The 17682-nt window shown below is 54.6% G+C and carries 17 protein-coding genes; 7 read left to right on the top strand and 10 right to left on the bottom strand.

Annotated features, from left to right (window positions below; all coding sequences use genetic code 11):
* Positions 1–99: 99 nt before the first annotated feature.
* Both K1558_RS02925 and K1558_RS02920 read left to right on the top strand, forming a co-directional pair.
* Positions 100–630: a MarR family winged helix-turn-helix transcriptional regulator gene (locus K1558_RS02925; RefSeq protein ID WP_238649854.1), complete on the top strand. Its 531-nt coding sequence runs from the start codon at positions 100–102 to the stop codon at positions 628–630.
* Between the two features lie 12 nt (positions 631–642).
* On the top strand, positions 643–1860 hold the full coding sequence (locus K1558_RS02920; protein ID WP_274528335.1) for an MFS transporter: 1218 nt from the start codon (positions 643–645) through the stop codon (positions 1858–1860).
* Positions 1861–1906: 46 nt separating this feature from the next.
* Here K1558_RS02920 and helD read toward each other — a convergent pair whose 3' ends face one another.
* Both helD and K1558_RS02910 read right to left on the bottom strand, forming a co-directional pair.
* Positions 1907–4270, bottom strand: coding sequence for an RNA polymerase recycling motor HelD (gene helD, locus K1558_RS02915; protein ID WP_238649853.1), 2364 nt, complete (start codon positions 4268–4270; stop codon positions 1907–1909).
* Between the two features lie 53 nt (positions 4271–4323).
* Positions 4324–5379, bottom strand: a complete 1056-nt coding sequence (locus K1558_RS02910; RefSeq protein ID WP_238650016.1) for an FUSC family protein — start codon at positions 5377–5379, stop codon at positions 4324–4326.
* Between the two features lie 169 nt (positions 5380–5548).
* On the opposite strand from K1558_RS02910, the gene K1558_RS02905 reads away from it, so the two are divergent.
* The gene (locus tag K1558_RS02905) at positions 5549–6055 is read left to right on the top strand and encodes a hypothetical protein (protein ID WP_238649852.1); all 507 of its coding nucleotides are present in this window, start codon (positions 5549–5551) and stop codon (positions 6053–6055) included.
* Positions 6056–6195: 140 nt separating this feature from the next.
* On the opposite strand, the gene K1558_RS02900 is transcribed toward K1558_RS02905, so the two are convergent.
* Positions 6196–6843, bottom strand: coding sequence for a phosphatase PAP2 family protein (locus K1558_RS02900; RefSeq protein WP_238649851.1), 648 nt, complete (start codon positions 6841–6843; stop codon positions 6196–6198).
* 111 nt (positions 6844–6954) lie between these two features.
* Between K1558_RS02900 and hfq the strand changes: the two genes are divergently transcribed.
* The gene (gene hfq / locus K1558_RS02895) at positions 6955–7176 is read left to right on the top strand and encodes an RNA chaperone Hfq (protein ID WP_238649850.1); all 222 of its coding nucleotides are present in this window, start codon (positions 6955–6957) and stop codon (positions 7174–7176) included.
* A gap of 127 nt (positions 7177–7303) precedes the next feature.
* Here the strand turns inward: hfq and K1558_RS02890 are convergent, their stop codons facing one another.
* Entirely contained in the window at positions 7304–8410 is a 1107-nt protein-coding gene (locus tag K1558_RS02890; RefSeq protein WP_238649849.1) for a lactonase family protein, read from the bottom strand.
* 130 nt (positions 8411–8540) lie between these two features.
* Between K1558_RS02890 and K1558_RS02885 the strand changes: the two genes are divergently transcribed.
* Positions 8541–8924, top strand: coding sequence for a LytTR family transcriptional regulator DNA-binding domain-containing protein (locus tag K1558_RS02885; RefSeq protein ID WP_238649848.1), 384 nt, complete (start codon positions 8541–8543; stop codon positions 8922–8924).
* Between the two features lie 250 nt (positions 8925–9174).
* Positions 9175–10356 carry a foldase protein PrsA gene (locus K1558_RS02880; RefSeq protein WP_238649847.1) on the top strand — a complete coding sequence of 394 codons (1182 nt, stop codon included), beginning with the start codon at positions 9175–9177 and terminating at the stop codon, positions 10354–10356.
* 90 nt (positions 10357–10446) lie between these two features.
* On the opposite strand, the gene K1558_RS02875 is transcribed toward K1558_RS02880, so the two are convergent.
* Entirely contained in the window at positions 10447–10641 is a 195-nt protein-coding gene (locus K1558_RS02875) for a DUF2188 domain-containing protein (RefSeq protein WP_238650015.1), read from the bottom strand.
* Between the two features lie 87 nt (positions 10642–10728).
* Positions 10729–11328 (bottom strand): nitroreductase family protein, encoded by a 600-nt coding sequence (locus K1558_RS02870; RefSeq protein WP_238649846.1) that lies wholly within the window; start codon positions 11326–11328, stop codon positions 10729–10731.
* A gap of 278 nt (positions 11329–11606) precedes the next feature.
* On the opposite strand from K1558_RS02870, the gene K1558_RS02865 reads away from it, so the two are divergent.
* A complete protein-coding gene (locus K1558_RS02865) occupies positions 11607–13010 on the top strand; it encodes a metallophosphoesterase (RefSeq protein ID WP_238649845.1) in 1404 nt (467 codons plus the stop codon).
* A gap of 67 nt (positions 13011–13077) precedes the next feature.
* Here the strand turns inward: K1558_RS02865 and K1558_RS02860 are convergent, their stop codons facing one another.
* The 4 genes from K1558_RS02860 to K1558_RS02845 all read right to left on the bottom strand — a co-directional run bounded on the left by K1558_RS02860 (position 13078) and on the right by K1558_RS02845 (position 17387).
* Positions 13078–14061 carry a phosphotransferase family protein gene (locus tag K1558_RS02860; RefSeq protein ID WP_238649844.1) on the bottom strand — a complete coding sequence of 328 codons (984 nt, stop codon included), beginning with the start codon at positions 14059–14061 and terminating at the stop codon, positions 13078–13080.
* Between the two features lie 181 nt (positions 14062–14242).
* Complete coding sequence (locus tag K1558_RS02855; RefSeq protein WP_238649843.1) at positions 14243–15460, bottom strand: chromate transporter; 1218 nt, start codon at positions 15458–15460, stop codon at positions 14243–14245.
* Between the two features lie 116 nt (positions 15461–15576).
* Entirely contained in the window at positions 15577–17028 is a 1452-nt protein-coding gene (locus tag K1558_RS02850; RefSeq protein WP_238650014.1) for a M56 family metallopeptidase, read from the bottom strand.
* On the bottom strand, positions 17028–17387 hold the full coding sequence (locus K1558_RS02845; RefSeq protein ID WP_238649842.1) for a BlaI/MecI/CopY family transcriptional regulator: 360 nt from the start codon (positions 17385–17387) through the stop codon (positions 17028–17030). Before K1558_RS02845 ends, K1558_RS02850 begins: the two co-directional genes overlap by 1 nt.
* Between the last annotated feature and the right edge of the window lie 295 nt (positions 17388–17682).

The following is a 17682-nucleotide window of genomic DNA, read 5'->3' as shown; positions in this document are numbered from 1 at the left end:
TCCCTCCCACTCAGTTGCCCCGCCTCAACGCCTAACCCTTGACTAAATTACTTGTTATAATTATAATTGTCATAACAAGTATATCTAAGGAGCATGCTCATGATGTCTGATCACTCGTCCGATTCCTTGCCCAGTTCCTTGTCCAGTTTCTCCTCCAATTCCTTGTCTAACTCCTTGGGCAATTCCCTGTCCGATTCCTCCCCGCAGCAATTTCTCGGCTTCCTGCTGGGCTCAACCCACCGGCGGATCTCTGTCAGCTTCGCCCGGGCGCTGAAGCCGTATGACATTACCCCCGAGCAATGGTCCACCCTGCTGATCATCTGCGACCGCAGCGGAATGAACCAGAAGGAAGTAGCCGATACGGCCGCCAAAGACCAGCCGACCACCGCGCGGATCGTGGAGCTGCTGCTGAAGAAGGGCTTCATCCGCAAACAGCCTAATCCCGGGGACCGCCGGGCCTTCCAGCTCTATGCAACCGAAGAGGGGAAAGAGCTGATCAACAGTACGCTTTCACTGGAGCGCCAGGCCACGAACGCAGCTGTAGCCGGGCTCAGTGCACAGCAGCTTGAAGAGCTCCGCAGTATGCTGGAGCATATCTACCACAACACCGGAAATCTACAACATGAATAGGAGTCTGCCTCGTTGAAACCATTAGAAACATTGAAACAGTCACCCGAACGGTTATGGACCTCATCCTTCGTCACACTTACACTCTGCAACCTGTTATTATTCACCGCACTGCAAATGACCTTATCCACTCTGCCTGCCTATGTTGAAGACACTCTTCATGGCACATCGGTACAGGTCAGCCTGGTGACCAGCCTGTTTGCGCTCAGCGCCATCGTCGCCCGCCTGTTCTCGGCGCGGGCGATGGAGAAGGGCGGCCGCAACCTGCTGATCTTCCTCGGCCTTGCCATTCTGCTGACGGCGCTGGCCGGATATTACTTCACCGGCAGTATCCTTGTTATGCTGCTGCTGCGCGTGCTGTTCGGCATAGGCTTCGGCATGACAAGCACCGCATTCCCGACCATGGCCTCAGATGTCATCCCGGTCCGGCGGATGGGTGAAGGCATGGGCTACTTCGGCCTCTCGACCAGTCTGGCCATGTCGATAGGACCGCTCATCGGCCTGAGCCTGCTGCAGGGTCCGGGCTTCGGCTCCCTGCTGCTCGGCGCTGCGGCAGCACTGGCGCTGATTCTGCCGCTGGGCTTCCGCCTGGCCCGCTCTCTGCCCGCCGGGCATCAGGAGCCGCACGAAGCTCCGGCTTCCGCCTCCGGGAGCGGAGCTTCCCGCAGATTACTGCTGCCTTGCCTGCTTAACTTCCTGCTGTCCATCTCCTACGGAGGACTGCTGGGCTTCCTGGCACTATACGGCGCGGAGCGGCAGCTCCCGCATATCGCCTACTTCTTCCTGTTCAATGTCGTGGCCATCGTCATTGTCCGCCCGCTCTCCGGCAGAATCTATGACCGCTTCGGTCCGGCTGCCCTGCTGATTCCGGGCAGCCTGTTCATCTCCGCAGGTCTGCTGCTGCTGTCTTATGCTTCGTCCACAGCCGCTTTGTTCCCCGCTGCCCTCTGCTACGGAATCGGCTTCGGCTCAATGCAGCCGGCGCTGCAGACCTGGATGATCCAGTCGGTCGGACCGCGCCAGCGCGGCTTCGCCAACGGAATGTTCTTCAATTCGCTCGATCTGGGCGTAGCCGTCGGCTCCATGCTGCTCGGCGTAATCGCTCTATATACCAGCTATGCGGTAATGTATCGTTATTCCATCCTTGCCCCTGCTCTGTTGCTCGCTGTGTATCTCGCCATTCTTATCTCCGGCCGGAGCACTAAGCCGGGTATAACTCACCTCTCGTCATAACAAGAAGAAACCGCCTGCACGATATACGCAGGCGGCTTCTTTATATTCAGTTCTGGCTTGTGCCTGCCGCAACCGTCTCGCGTACCGCAGCAGGCAGGAACGGGCTGGGCTGTCCCAGGCTATAGATATGCAGCAGATGCATAGCCCGGGTGCAGGCGGTATAGAACAGCTTGCGCTCATGTTCCCGGCCGTACTTCGCGGCTGAGCCGTCATAGATGATCACCGCATCGAACTCGACACCCTTGGCGAGATAGGCGGGAAGCACCAGTGTCCCTTTTTGAAAATTAGGCGTTTCCTTCGTCACCAGCCGCACCCCCAGCTTCTGCTCCAGTGCGCTGTGCACCTGTGCGCTCTCCTCGGCCGATTTGCAGATGACCGCCACATAGTGATAGCCCCGGGCATGAAGCCCCAGCACATCCTTCTCCACGGAAGAGAGCAGGTCTGATTCACTGTCCACCACGGTCAGCAGCGGCTCCTCTCCCCGCCGGTTGAAGGGAATGATCTTCTCGCCGCCGGGAATCATTGCCCGGGTAAATTCAACAATCTCATAGGTGGAGCGGTAGCTGCGGGTTAATGAGATCACTTCGGTATTCTCTTCCCCGTAGATACTGACCAGTCCGGCCAGATCACCAAGCACCTCTCCTTGGGCATAGATGGCCTGGTTGAGGTCGCCCAGCACCGTCATTTTGGCCCGCGGGAACAACCGGCGCATGAATTCGAGCTGGAACGGGGAGTAATCCTGCACCTCATCGACAATGACATGCCGGATCAGCGTATTCGTGCGGAACCCCTGGCTTAGCTCCTTCAAATACAGGAACGGAGTGGCATCCTCATACGCCAGCTCATTCCGGCCAAGCACAGCCAGTGTATATTCACAAATCTCTTCCCACGCCTCAGGCAGCGGCTGGCGGTTATCCAGGCTCTCGATGAATACGCGGTCCTGGAACAGTCTGCTGTACAGGCCCTTCACATCCACGAACCGGCCACGCTTGGTCCACCCGCGCAGCGGCTTGAGCTTCTGGCTCACCACATACCGGGCGAGCAGGACCCGCTCCATCTCATAATCATCGAAGCTCTCGTTATGTCCGCCGCCCTTGCGGCGCATCATGTTGTAGGCCCGCTGATAATCGCTGTTGTCCATCAGCTCGATCTGCTCATCCACCCATGCCGCAGTCCGCTCTTCTGTCCCGAACGCAGCGACGCGCTTCAGCAGCCAGCCTGTCATCAGTTCAATCCGGTTCGCCAGCTTGATTCCGGGATCATAGCTGTAGAACTGGCGCACCATCTCTTCCTTGCTGACCACCGCCCGCCCCTGGAACATCAGCGGCTTGAACAGCATCCCCTCATGCTCAAGCAGGTTCACATAACGCCGGATAACATCCAGGAACACCACAGAAGACTTGTAGGCAATGCCTTCTCTGCGGATTGCAGCCTCCGGTGCATCCGGCGCATTCAGCAGGCTCTCCGTCTGGCTGAACACATCCTCCAGCTGAAACTCCTGGCCCAGCCGGTGCTCCAGATACATCTGGAAGGTGGTCTGCTGCATATTCTCCTCGCCCAGCTCCGGCAGCACCGTAGATACGTAGCTGTTGAACAACGGGTTCGGCGAGAAGAGCAGCATCTGATCGGCCTGAAGCACCTCGCGGTATTTGTAGAGCAGATAGGCTACCCGCTGGAGCGCCGCCGAGGTTTTCCCGCTGCCGGCTGCCCCCTGCACCACCAGCATCCGGCTGCGGTCATTGCGGATCACTGCATTCTGTTCCTTCTGGATGGTAGCCACAATCGACTTCATCCGGTCATCCGCACTATGGCTCAGCACCTGCTGCAGCAGCTCATCGCCGATCGTCATACCGGTGTCGAACATCACCTCAATTTCGCCGTCGTCGATGACGAACTGGCGTTTAAGCTCCATCGTCCCGGTAATCAGACCTCCGGGCGTCTCATAGGCGGCAGGACCCGGTGCGCCATCATAATATAAGCTCGATATTGGCGCCCGCCAGTCATAGATGAGGAAGGTCCCGTCATCCTCCATCAGCGAGCCGATGCCGAGATAGATCCGTTCAGCCGGCTCAGCTATGGATTCCTTGAAATCAATCCGCCCGAAATAAGGGGAGACGACCAGCTTCTTATATTTCTTAAGCGCCTTACTGGACTGCAGATGATGGCGTTCACGCTCATTCAGAATCTGGGCCTGCTGCCGCAGGCTGGTCGAGGTCTCCCCCAGATCGTCCGGGCTGCTGAAGTTCACGGTCACCTCTTCCCAGAAGTCCTTGCGCATATCCACGACATCTGTCCGGTGGAGTCCCAGCTCCTCCGACAGCAGCCGGATACGGCCGGATAACAGCCTGGTAATTCCTGTTACCCGCTGCTGCTCCTTCTGCCACTCTCGATCTTGTTTGTCCAAGTGCATCTCATCCCCTTTGAAAGGTTCACTTATTCGCTTTCGCTGAATACAGCGTCCGTTTACATTTTGTCATGAAGCACGGTGCTGTCCTTGTCCTCCCCGTTCATCCGGTTAATCTGGTCAGCCACCTTATCCAGACGCTCCAGCTGGTAGCCGTAATCATAGATAGCTGCCGCCACCACTGACAGACGGAGCTGACCGGCCTTCGCCGGGTCATAGCCGTCAATCGCGGCCTTAAGGAAGTTATCATTGTCTTCCGCCAGCGGCTCCGAGTCATTCGCGCCGGGCTTCAGCTTATCCTCGAATTTCAGCAGAATGTATTCGTGGTACTTGATCAGCTGCTCCAGATGCCGGTCGAACAGCTCATCCGTATGCTCCGTGCGCTCGGCCTGGAAATAGTGGCGGTCGATAGCTTCGAGTACCTGATACCCTTTTTGCAGCGAATTCAGCAGATTCTTATAGACAACCATCTGTCTGGTCTGACTGTACTTGGCCCTCTTGAGCTGCTTCTGCTCTTCCTCGAACAAGGCATACTTGTCAGCCAGCGCCTTGATCGAGCCCTCCAGGCCGTTCTTCTCATCCCGGAAGACACTTTCCTTCATCTCATGGGAGACAGCGGTCCGCAGCAGCAGCGACAGGCTCGTGAATACACTCTCGATCTGCTGGATGTACTGCTTGCGCGGCTGCGGCGGAAATACAGATATATTGATAATAAAAGCTGAGAGGATGCCGGTCAATGTCAGCAGGAACCGGGTTAACGCAAATTGCCACTGCCCGGAGGCCTCCATGACGGAGATAACGGTGACCAGCGTCAGGCCGATCGTGTCGGCGCGGTTCATTTTCATGCTGATCATAATGACCAGAATACATACCAGCCCGACCGCAATCGGTTCATTGGACAGCACCATTCCGGCGAGCAGCGCGATCACCGCCCCCATGGTACTGGTCTGAATCTGATCCAGGAAATACCGCCAGGACCTGTACAGGGACGGCTGCATGGCGAAGATCGCCGCAATGGCTGCCCCTACAGGAGAAGCAAAGTTAAATAGAACGGACAGATACAGCGCAAGCGTAACGGCCATTCCGGTCTTGAGTATGCGGGCGCCAAAAGCCAAATTCATCCCTCCCCGAAGCATGTGCTTATTATAGTAATTGCTGATCTGAATCATGTATGTATATCCTGAGGGCATTCGGTGAATCCCTAATAATTGCACACACTTTATTACCCATGAACTGTGCCGGCGAATTTCAGGCCGTCCAAACGTGAAGAAGAGGTGATCCCATTTGAGCCAAAGAACAAGAACAATAACCGTCTGGGCCGCAGCCATAATGCTTGCGGCGGCTCCAGTCTCAGCCTGGGCCGAGCAGCCGCCCCGGGCCACTCCAGGCGCACCGAGAGATTCCGTCCACGCCGGTCCGGAGCATGGTCATCCCCACCACCATCACGGGGAGCGGAACTTCAGAGCCGGCGCGCATTTCATCGTGAACGAGACCGCAGGTCTCCTGGGCATGGACCGCTCTGAGCTGATCCGAAGCTTGGCCTCCGGCAAGACACTCGCCGGGCTGGCCAAGGAGAAGAAGGGCTGGAGCGAAGAGCAGTACGTCCAGAAGCTGAGCGAAGCCGCCAGTCTCAAGCTGGATGAATTCGTCAGGGAGGGGAAGCTGAAGCCGGAGGACGCCGCCAAGCTGAAGCCTGGCCTGCCGGTGCTGATTAAGCGCAGCCTGAACCGCACCGCCCAGCTGCACCAGGTGAAGCCGTCCCCTTCCCCGGCTGCAACGAAGGCCCCGTAAACGGGCCGGATTCATCCGTGAGGGCAGCGGGCCAGCCCGCTGCTTCCCCGGCAACAATGCACAGCATACGAAGGATGCCCGGCTTATCACTTGCGGGCATCCTTCGTGCTGTATAGACTCTACTCTTAGGGTTGCGGGCTCTATTCCTTGCGCGCCTTGCGGTTGTTGTAGGCCTCGAAGCAAGCCGCGGACAGCATCAGCCAGGCACCGCTTGCCGCATACCCCCCGATGACATCGCTTGGATAATGCACCCCCAGGTAGATCCGGCTCCAGCCGATTCCCCCCGTCATCAGCACCGTGAACAGGATCAGCAGGACCCTCTCGCTTCCGCTGCGCATATGCCGCCACAGGAGATACGCAATCACTCCGTATAATGAGAAGGCGGCCATGGAGTGCCCGCTGGGGAAGCTGTATCCGGCCTGCTCGATCAGCCTGTGAATGCTGGGACGCTCCCGGTGGAACCATTGCTTCAGCAGCGTGTTCAGCAGCTGGGAGCCAAGGCCGACACACAGGAACAGTACAAGCTCCATGCGATGCTTCAGCGCGAAGAACAGGATGAGCATGGTCACGAGCGAGATTCCGACCGCAAGCATAGAGGAGCCGACCAGGGATAAGCCCTTGGCAAGCGCTGTCAGCGGCGGGGATTCCATGGACTGCACGAATCCGATTACGGCACGGTCGAAGCCGGCAGCGCCGCCCAGCATAACGAGCATAGCAATCAGGATGAAGGCCAGCGCAAACCAGACAAACCGCCGGAAGCCTCTGGACCAGTAACGATAATATAGCATAACTGCCCCCTTGTCTATTGATCAAGCCTGTAACAGATTTCCTGGGAAGGACTGTCCCGTGTTATAATGGCCTGGAGAAATTATATTATATACAGATGGAGTGCTGCCCAAGTGGAAAGTCTAAAATTGCAGGAACGTTTGTTGAACCAGTGCATCACAACCAAGATGCCCGTGACTATTTTCACAACGAACGGAGTCAAAATGCAGGGACTGGTGACCTCTTATGATGCTTATACAATTACCTTGCAGGGCCAGGGGGACGGCAGGCAGAACGTGCTCTTCAAATCCGCAGTCTCAACTGTAGTGCCGCTGAAGCCCGTCTCACTCAAGTAGGCCGTCTAATACGGCTGCCTTACTCCCACTATTGCCATTTAACCCTCCCCGAAGTCAAAAGGAACACCGGAAAGCTGCTCCGGTGTTCCTTTTGACCGTTTCCAGAACTTAGGATCGTACCCCAATCTTATACAGGGAACACGGCAGGCATCACACATACAGGCTTCGTCAGCTCAGCCGTATGTCCGGTGAAGGCCAGACGGCCGCTGGCAGGGTCCAGAGAGAAGACGACCAGATTATTGCCGTCCCGGTTCGCCACGATCAGATAGGCGCCGTCAGGCGTGATCGTGAAGTGGCGCGGATGTCCGCCTCGGGTAGACACATGCTCCACCAGCGTCAGTCCGGCCGTCTGCGCATCCACTGCATACACCACGATGCTGTCATGACCGCGGTTGGAGCCATACAGATATTTGCCGTCCTTCGAGAACTGGATCTCTGCGCAGCTGTTGCCTTCAGCAGCCTGTCCGTCAGGCAGAGTGGATACAGTGCAGGAAGTCTGCAGCGTGGACGCTTCAGCATCATACAGGAAAGAGGTCACGGTGCTGTCCAATTCATTGATGACGTAAGCAGATTTGCCGTTGGGATGGAACACAAAATGGCGCGGGCCTGCTCCATCGTGCAGCCGGGTATCCTGAAGCGCCTCCAGTGTTCCCGCTTCCTTGTCCAAGCGGTAGCTGCGGATCAGATCCAGCCCCAGATCGCATACGAACAGGAAGCGCTCATCAGGGCTGAAGATCGCCGAGTGCGGATGCGGCCGGTCCTGTCCGGGAAGCGCCCCGCGGCCGGTATGCTGGGCAGTATCGGTCAGCTTCTCCGGCAGCCCGGCAGCATCCAGCCTGAGGACTCCGACCGATCCGCCGTGATAGCTGCATACAATGAGATAGCTGCTGTCCGCATCTCTGTTAATATTGCAGGTAGTAGTCTGCCCGGCACCTGCCGCCGGCATGGTTGCGATCCGTGCCAGCTCCGTCAACGTGCCTGTCTTGGGATCTATGGCGAAGGTAATGATTTCCCCCTCCTTGCCGCCCCCTTCACTGCGCTTCTCGCCAATGGCATACAGCTTCAGCCCGGAAGGGTCCACATTCACGAAGGTCGGGTTCGTCAGGCCTTCGGCGGTGTCCAGCCGCTCAAGCGTCCCTCCGGCTTCTCCGTCAAATGCAAACACCTGAACACCGCTGTCTTCCGCTGTAGCGTAAGAGCCAGTGAACAGCAGCAGCTTAGTTTGTTTCGTCATCTGGCATTCCTCCTTCAAGTTCTAATCTTTATAATTTACATTTTTTCGTGGGAGATGACAAATGCAACGGAAAAAATGACAAAAAACATTTCAAAAATAAGACTTCTCAAACGCTCTGGAGTATGCTATAATGAAAGCGCTAACATATCTGTTAATTATGGATAAAGGGGGAACAGGAATGAGCAGCCTGCTGGAAGCCAGAAATGTATATGAGGACTTCGAGGTGGAGACAGACATTCTGTTCTTTAAGGTCGGAGGTCACGACCTGGTCATTTTTCACGGCAGAAACTACAATATTAAAAAGAGAATGACTGCCGAGCAACTCAACCGCTTACTCTCAAACAGCAGCTATTATCATGTCTACGGGAGCTGTTATGTCAATCTGAACAAGATCAGCTCCATTGAAGATGACTGCATCTATTTCGGCGAAATGGGCTTGTATGCCAAGTCCGTGCGCGTCCCCAGACGCAAGCAGGAGAGCATCCGCCATCTGCTCAGAGGTCTCAGCTCTTAAGCCGGATTACTGGCGCAAGACCTTGCTGCACCAGGGTGAATAGCTTACAGCCATCGTATTGGATTACAGTCTCACATTAAGCCGGAGCGCGCATGGAGCATCCATGACCGTTCCGGTTTTTGCTGTTTATTAACGGAATCTTAAAAAGTATTGGTGCTTTTTTATACTTTCTTAAGGTTTGAAATCCTGTTTTCTGGTAAAGTTGTAGAAAGACAGGCATCACCTATATTGAAGGGAGTCATTAATTATAATGGACAAAAAAGATTTCAATGAAAATGAACACCTTGAAAACAGCAATACACCGGAAGGTGAATCTTCCACAGCATCCCCTGAAGAAGCCTTGATCCCGCAGGAAACTGTACAAGCTGCCAGTGAAGATCCGAACCGGTCTGAAGCTCCGCGGGTACAAGAAAGCGTTCCCGTAATGAATAAGGTAGGCGGCGGCAGCACTCCTCCTCCTGCTCCTCCCGCAACCGGCGGCAAGGGCTGGATGGTTGCTTCACTCGTGCTCGCAGCAGCTCTGGTTGTAGTGCTTATTGTACAGCCTTTCAGCAAAGATGACAGCAAGACAGCGGTTGCTTCCGTGAATGGAACAGACATCACCAAAGCCCAGCTGTATGATAAATTGGTTGAAGCCGGCGGGAAGACCACTCTGGAGAACCTGATTACGACCACACTGGTGGATCAGGAGGCGAAGAAGGCTAACATCACGGTTACCGATGCAGACATCAACCAGGAAATTGAGGATCTGACGAAACAGTTCGGCGGCGAGGATGCACTGAATAACGCTCTGCAGCAGAGCTCAATGACCATCGATGATCTGAAGAAGCAGATGCCGCTGCAGGTTAAGATCCGCAAGCTGGTTGAACCGAAGGTAACCGTTACGGATGATGAAATCAGCAAATACTTCGATGAGAACAAGGCTACCTTCAACCAGGAGGAAGAGGTTCGCGCTTCCCACATCCTGGTGAAGACGAAGGAAGAAGCCGATGCCATTGTGAAGCAGCTTAAGGAAGGCGCAGACTTCGCGGCACTGGCCAAAGAGAAATCTGCAGATACCGGCTCCAAGGAGAAGGGCGGCGACCTGGACTTCTTCAAAAAAGGCGACATGGTTCCTGAATTCGCGGATGCTGCCTTCAAGCTGAAGGTTGGCGAAACCAGCGGTGCGGTGAAGTCAGATTACGGCTACCACGTGATCAAAGTAACCGACCGTAAGGAAGCGCATGAATATACGCTGGCCGAGAAGAAAGACGAAATCAAGAAGACACTGACCGCGCAAAAGGTACAACAGATGTCTTCCAGCTGGCTGGCTGATCTGAACAAGAACTCCAAGATCACCAATACGCTGACCGACGAGCCGGATGCCTCTACACCTCCGGCTGAAAGCGAAGCTCCTGAAGCTTCAGCAGCACCAACTGAAGCTGCGAAATAACGGTAAGTTTGAATGTAATGCAAGAGGACAGGCGGGTAACCGCCTGTCCTCTTGTTGTATATCCGGCATGACAGGGCGCGGGCTTCGGTTCTAATGATTTTTCAGGCGGATCTGCTTGTCGTGGTTCTCGCCCCACTCCTTGGCCTGAGCGGTGGCAATCGCAATCGCCCTGCCCTCCTCGTAGCCATCCTCAAGCAGCGCATTGGCAATCTCCACCGCCTTGTTCCGCACCGGCGCAGTGAAGTTCTTCAGTGAATCCGGGTAGTTATCCTTATCCCATGGCATCATAAAAACCTCCTTGATCTGGCGATATGACTATAATCATATTTAGCCGGATCAGGGAGGTTCTAAACCTGTCTGTATGCAGTTTACTTACTTGATAACCTTCACACGTTCTTCAATCGGCTGGAATTCCTTCTCACCTGGAGGGGTTACCACACCGCCGAACGGCATCTGGGCAATCAGCTTCCACTCTGCCGGAATGCCGAAGGTGGATTTCACTTCATCGTCGATCAGCGGGTTATAGTGCTGCAGCGAAGCGCCAACCCCTTGTTCAGCGAAGGCTGTCCACACCACATACTGCAGAATCCCGGAGGATTGGTTCGCCCAGATCGGGAAGTTATCAGCATACAGCGCAAAGTTCTCCTGCAGCTGCTTCACTACGGCCTGATCTTCGAAGAAGAGCACGGAGCCGTAACCTGCTTTGAAGGAAGACAGCTTCTGCGCAGTCCCTTCAAATTGTTCAGTCGGAACGATTTTGCGTAGCGTCTCTGCAGTGATGTCCCACAGCTTATCATGGTTCTCACCCAGCAGCACTACTGCTCTGGAGCTCTGGGAATTGAAGGAAGTAGGGCTATGTAAAACGGCCTCTTCAACGATCTTTTGAATTTGTTCGTCGGAGATCGGGGATTCTTTACTGATGGCATAGACGGAACGTCTGCCTTTTACTGCTTCAAAAAAAGTCTTAGACATAAAATAACTACCTCCATTAAGTTAAGTTACTTACTTTTTTAAATTTTAGCACTTTTCCTGCGTGAAAGCAAGGCAGATTCACAAGTTTTTCCTGTATCCTGATTTTCAAGTGTCTATCCGCTCTTAGTGTCGCAGGTTTGGCAGAAATTATACGCCTTCCACTATTTTCTATAGCCTAAAGAAGCTGTTTAGAAACAGCCTGCTAACTTTTCGTATATACAGCGAGGCACGAAATACGCTACAATGATTCAGCCAAAATACAGAAAGCGGGTGGCCTCATGCACTCTTCGTGGAATCACGGCTCTACATACAAGTTGAAACTCGGCTTATTCCTGCTCTTGTCCTCCGCCCTCCTGATGAGCGGCTGCAAGGACACTCCTTCCCCCCATTCAGCTGCGGCTCCTGCGGCAGCGGCACCCGTAACCGATGCTTCACAGCCTGTCTCCTTCTGGGTCGCTACCGATACGCATTATCTGGCTAAATCTCTGGAGGATGGCGGCCAGGCATTCCAGAGCTATGTCAGAAGCGGTGACGGCAAAATGCTCCCCTACAGCGACGAACTGACCGAAGCTCTAGTCTATGAAGCCGGGCAGAAAAAGCCGGATTTCCTGATCCTCAGCGGCGACCTTACCAATAACGGAGAAGCTGCCAGCCACAAGGAGCTGACCGCCAAGCTGCACCGGATGGAGGCGGCCGGGACCCGTGTCTATGTCGTTCCGGGCAATCACGATATCAATAATCCCTGGGCACGGTCGTTCGGCGGGGACAAGCAATTGGTCGCACCGCATATTAATGCTGAGGATTTCCTGCGTCTATATGAGGATTTCGGCTATAACGAAGCGCTCGCGCGCGATACAGACAGCCTTAGCTATGTTGTGAAGGCCGCACCCGGTCTCTGGCTGCTGATGATCGACAGTGCCCAGTATGCGCATAACGAGGAATATAATTTCCCGCAGACCGACGGGCGGCTCCTGCCGTCGACCTTGACATGGATTAATGAGAATGTGAAGCTGGCCGCCAAGGAACATGCCTCAATCATCACCGTGATGCATCACAATCTGCTGAGTCATACCTCGATGGCCGTATCGGGCTTCAAGCTCAATAACAGCCAGCAGACGCTGAAGGCTTTTCGCCAGGAAGGCTTGAATCTTGTATTATCGGGGCATATTCATATGCAAGATATCCGCCGTGACCCCGAAGGGACTGCCGATCCGGCTGCGCCTGTATACGATATTGCCACAAGTGCTATGGCGGTGAATCCGCACCAGTACGGCAGCATGACCTTCGATCCCCGTTCCAGAACCGTCACCTACAACACGGCTGCGGTGGATGTGGAGGGCTGGGCCAGGGTGAGCGGCAAGAGTGATCCTAACCTGCTGAATTTCAAAAGATATGCTGAAGAGACCTTCGCCGTGAACTCTTACGAGAAGGCTATGAGCAGACTGCAGGACAGTCCTTTTACTGAAGCAGAGAAGCAATCGATGGCTGAGACGATGTCTAGCCTCAATCTGAAATACTTCGCCGGTACCGCTGCTGATTCGCTTGATGAGATTCGCGCAATGCCAGGCTTTAAGCTCTGGGAACGTATGGAGGGCGGCTTCATGTCGGGGTATATCCGCAGTATGACCGAGCATTCCGGGCAGAGCAATGTATCGCTTAAGATGGTGTTGACGACGCAATAGACGCAACAGACGCAACAGATGAGCAAGCCTCAGTTCCAGAGTATGGAGTGAGGCTTGTCTTTTATACTCAACCTTCTATATATTGCAGCGCATATTCAGTATGACAGTCAAGAATGGCTCTAGCGAGCTGCTGGTCGGGAAAGCCCCGCTGGAGTAATTTCAGCCCGCCTGAGATTAAGGACAGATGATGGTGGAACTTATAGAACCGCAGCCGGTTTTCATCCAGCCGGTCATTCTTCAGATAACGGTAGAATCCGCCAAACCGCAGCTCCAGGAAGCTGTGTTCATACTCAATATCATAGAATTCAGAGCCTTCAATATCAATCAGGCAAGGCTCAAGCTGCTCCTCTGTAACCATAATATGATTGGGACCAAGCTCTCCATGGATAAATCCATAACGCCTTCTGGGTGTTATCCGGGACTCCAGCTCATACAGTTTATCGAGCAGCTTCCCTTGGTTCTTGCGTATCACTTCATGATGCTCTGCCGCATAAGACAGCTGGGCGATTCCATTGTTCAGCTGGTTCAGATGGCAAGGCCGTTGGCTGGAGGCTGCCAGACCCTGACCCGGTTTGCCGTAGGTTCCGCTCTCGCCCCTGTGCATTGTCCGAATCAGCTCCCCGATCTGCTGAAAAATATGTTCCTTCACCCTGGGGTCAGGATGTTCAAAGTAAGCTTCGGCTGCTTTTCCTGGAATATACTCCACCAGCGCATAATCGAAATCATACTGATCCCTGCTTCTGTTCATATCATAAAGGAGTGGTGTCCGGATGGAATGTTCAATTAAGTACCTGTTGTTCAACTCAAAATATTCGCTGCCGTAGGATTGGGCATGGACCTGGTCTGTAACGATTTCTTCCCGGAAATAATTCATCGCAAGATCCCACACATACAGAATGCAGGAGAATCCGCCGGTGCAATCCAGCTTGTAGACCACCTTCTGGGCTCCCCCCTCCATCTTGCTGACCTTGGTGACAGAATAACTGTTGCCGAAGACCTGTTTCGCATATTCCTGCAGGTCCGCAGCCTCCAGATGACAATGATTTTTCAAGGAACAACACTCCGCTTCTTCTTGTATTGCCGGCTACCCCACTGTATTCTATTTCCCGAAAAAAATATAGACTGTTTCTTTGCGCTCTGTTATTATGTTGAATTAGGTCTTGAAAAAAATCCGCATACAAAAAGGCTATTTCAGCAGTCATGAATGACTTGCCGGGATAGCCTTTTTTTGTTTACAACACATCTATCACCACTCCGCCCGCTGCACCGGCTATAACCACTATCCAAGGCGGCAGCTTCCAGAACACCAGCATGGTGAACAGAATCGCTGCGAGAGCGAAGTCTGCCGGTGCCAGGATTGCGGTCGTCCACAGCGGGTCATACCATGCCGCCAGCAGAATTCCCACAACAGCAGCATTGATCCCCATTAATGCCCCCTGGACCTTCGGACTCTGCCTTAACCGGTTCCAGAACGGCAGCGCACCCGTAACCAGCAGGAAGGCCGGCAGAAATATAGCGAGTGTAGCGACAATCGCCCCCGATACACCTGCTGTCATCGCTCCAAGATAACCGGCAAAGGTGAACAGCGGACCGGGAACAGCCTGCGCAGCGCCATATCCGGCCAGGAAGTCGGCCCGGTTAACCCAGCCCGGGGGCACCACTTCTTGTTCCAGCAGCGGAAGCACCACATGCCCGCCCCCGAAGACCAGCGCACCGGAACGGTAAAAGCTGTCAAACATGGCGAGTTCCCCAGCCTCCGCCGATCCCCTAAGGAGCGGCAGTACGGCCAGCAATCCGCCAAACAGAGCTAAACAGGCAACTGCAACAGACCGGCGGACCGGGATGTCAAGCATAGCTGTCTCCTCCAGCTGCTGTGAGCGGTATAACCATACTCCTGCGATCCCGGCTGCGGCGATGGTTAGCACCTGACTGTAAGGAGTATGCCACAGCAGAGTGACGGAGGCTGCGGTCACCGCCACGGTCACCCGGCTCCGGTCAGGGGTCAGCTTCTGGCCCATGCCCAGAATGGCCTGGGCTACAATGGCTACAGCCACAATTTTCAGGCCATGAATCCAGCCCGCCTGGCTAATATCCGTACCTTGCAGCAGGAACGCAAAGGCGACCAGTGCCAGGACCGAGGGCAAAGTAAAGCCCAGCCAGGCTACAATGCCCCCTAACAGTCCTGCCCGCAGGGTACCGATACCAATGCCCACCTGGCTGCTGGCCGGACCGGGGAGGAACTGGCACAGCGCAACCAGATCGGCGTAGCTCCGTTCATCCATCCACCGCCGGCGGCGGATATACTCATTGTGGAAGTAGCCCAGATGGGCAATGGGGCCGCCGAATGAGGTCAGACCCAGCTTAGCCGATACGAATAGCACTTCCAGCAAGGCACCGGCCTTGCTGCCCTTCCGTTCCTTCCGGGGCACCGCCTGCGGTTCCGTCTGCATTGCCTTTGCTCCCTTACACCTAGACTGTAAGCCGCTTCAGGCTCACGTCCCACCAGTATACTCTGTGTGATGGAGAACTATATTAACTGAATTCGCGCAGCGTGTAAAATATCACATCAGAGCTGTTTACCGGATTCAGCCGGCTGGCCATCATGGTTCACGCCGGCCAGCTGCTCAATCAGCTTGCGCAGCCCCGCTTCATCTGCCGCATAGTGCCGGACATCTTCTCCCGCGAGTCCATCCGCCTCTTCCCTTGTAAAGGTGAAGCTGTACGTGATCCCGTTATCGGCTAAATTGTAATTAATGATATCCACGTTATCAATCAGGCTGAAGAGCAGCACCGAATTGCTGAGCAGCGACTCCCGGGTTAGCGCCTCTAGCTCCTCATTCCACATGCTTGCCTTGTCATTCATGCGATAGTTGACTGTTAATCCGTAAGGACGCGAGCTGGTGGCCAGCTCAATGCCTGCCCCTTCCAGGCCTTCTGGCAGTGGCATTGCACCAACCAGTGCAGACACCTTGCTGATATTGCCTATATACAAGGTTCGGCTCTCCAGAAGCTGCTTCACCGCATAACCCGAGTAGGTCTTCGCAGGCTGCAGCGGCTGGGGATTGGCCGTACATCCTACAATGATAAGGACCAGCACCACGATGGAGCCTGCTACTCTTGCAGAGGACGGCTGGCGATAGGCAAGGATATGCTTAATTCTGGCCTTCACGCTGCTCTCCCCAAAAGCCAGCAGGCTGCCGGCAGCAAGGCCGTTTCTGTGCACAGCCAAGGCCAGCAGGGAGCCGGAGTAGCTGCTTCGGATCTGCGGACCCAGCTTCCTGATCACCGCTTCATCACAGGACATCTCCATATCCTTGCCCATCAGCCGGTAGGACAGCCACATCAGCGGGTTGAACCAGTGGATAATGACCAGGAGGAACATAAGCGGCTTGATCAGATAATCCCGTCTGCGGATATGGGTCTGCTCGTGCAGCAGAATGTAGGGCAGCTCCTGCGCGCTCATTCCGGTAGGAATATAGATCCTCGGCTTCACGAACCCGCACACGAACGGTGAGACAATCCGGTCGCTCTCATAAATGTTTCCGCTCACCAGAGTGGCTGTACGGACTCTTCGCACAATACGCAAGTAAGAGACAACGCTGTACAGCAGCAAGGCAATCACCCCGGTCAGCCAGACGGTACTCCCCGCCCACAGCAGAAGCTGCATCTTGTTGACACTCGCTGCCGGCACCGCAGCGGGAAGAAGGTTATGGATCAGGCTGTCTGAACTGCCGATCCCCATGTCCACCGCAGGCTGTAGCAGAAGTCCGATATTCCCCGGGACGAATTCCATTGCCCCGTTACCTGTATGGCCTTCCGGCTGCACCAGCCGAAGAATACTGAAGCTTGAGGTGAAGCTGACAGGAAGCAGCAGCCTGATGATTACAGCTGACCAGAGAAGATAAGAGAACAGCTTGGGCGCGCCTCTAAGCAGCATTCTGGCCAGCAGCACCATAACTGCCACATAACTCGCAGTAATGCTCATGTTCAGTATGGTGATCCAGAGGTTTGTTATCATCACTCGGCAGCCTCCTCAATAATCCTCTTCAGCTCCGCCGCCTCCTTCGCCGATAACTTCTTGTCTCCAAGGAACGCCGTGAGAAACTGCGGCAATGACCCGCCGAAGGTCCGCTCCACCACCGTCTGGCTCTCATATCGCTGGGCCTCCTCCTTCGGAATAACCGCCGTAACGACCGCCCCCTCATTCCTGAGAACGCCGCGCTCGCACAGCTTTCTTAACACGGTATAGGTCGTGGACTTCTTCCAGCCCAGAGCGGAGTGGCTAAGCTTCACCAGCTCAGTCGAATTGATAGGCTCATGATCCCACACCAGGCAAGCAAATTTGTATTCAGCATCGAATAATTTATAGTTCTCCATTTTGTTCATCCCGCCTTCTACACTCTATGAGCGATAAGTTTATTGCAATAGACCTGAACTTATATCCGTAAGTCTATTGCAATAGACCTATAAAGTCAAGCCCAGAAACTTACAGCGTTTTTTCGGCCACTTACGGAAGTGGAAACGGCTTTGCCGTCCCCTATAAAGGACGGTTCCGTTTCGGCGGGAAATAGAAGGATAATGTATCGTGTGGAACATATAAATCCTTATATTTACAAAAAGACCGGAGCCGCCTGAACGCTCAGGGGCTCCGGTCTTCCTAAAGTGCTTAGTG

Source organism: Paenibacillus piscarius (assembly GCF_022234545.1).
Taxonomy (GTDB): domain Bacteria; phylum Bacillota; class Bacilli; order Paenibacillales; family Paenibacillaceae; genus Paenibacillus_AQ; species Paenibacillus_AQ piscarius.
This window is presented reverse-complemented; position numbering and strand designations above follow the sequence as displayed.

Bases quoted from the DNA above. Each gene is read 5' to 3' on its own strand.
- K1558_RS02855 (WP_238649843.1), bottom strand. From the start codon at position 15,460: ATGCAGACGGAACCGCAGGCGGTGCCCCGGAAGGAACGGAAGGGCAGC.
- K1558_RS02880 (WP_238649847.1), top strand. From the start codon at position 9,175: ATGGACAAAAAAGATTTCAATGAAAATGAACACCTTGAAAACAGCAAT.
- helD (WP_238649853.1), bottom strand. From the start codon at position 4,270: ATGCACTTGGACAAACAAGATCGAGAGTGGCAGAAGGAGCAGCAGCGG.
- K1558_RS02870 (WP_238649846.1), bottom strand. From the start codon at position 11,328: ATGTCTAAGACTTTTTTTGAAGCAGTAAAAGGCAGACGTTCCGTCTAT.
- K1558_RS02890 (WP_238649849.1), bottom strand. From the start codon at position 8,410: ATGACGAAACAAACTAAGCTGCTGCTGTTCACTGGCTCTTACGCTACA.
- K1558_RS02925 (WP_238649854.1), top strand. From the start codon at position 100: ATGATGTCTGATCACTCGTCCGATTCCTTGCCCAGTTCCTTGTCCAGT.
- K1558_RS02875 (WP_238650015.1), bottom strand. From the start codon at position 10,641: ATGCCATGGGATAAGGATAACTACCCGGATTCACTGAAGAACTTCACT.
- K1558_RS02845 (WP_238649842.1), bottom strand. From the start codon at position 17,387: ATGGAGAACTATAAATTATTCGATGCTGAATACAAATTTGCTTGCCTG.
- K1558_RS02850 (WP_238650014.1), bottom strand. From the start codon at position 17,028: ATGATAACAAACCTCTGGATCACCATACTGAACATGAGCATTACTGCG.
- K1558_RS02885 (WP_238649848.1), top strand. From the start codon at position 8,541: ATGAAAGCGCTAACATATCTGTTAATTATGGATAAAGGGGGAACAGGA.
- K1558_RS02865 (WP_238649845.1), top strand. From the start codon at position 11,607: ATGCACTCTTCGTGGAATCACGGCTCTACATACAAGTTGAAACTCGGC.
- K1558_RS02900 (WP_238649851.1), bottom strand. From the start codon at position 6,843: ATGCTATATTATCGTTACTGGTCCAGAGGCTTCCGGCGGTTTGTCTGG.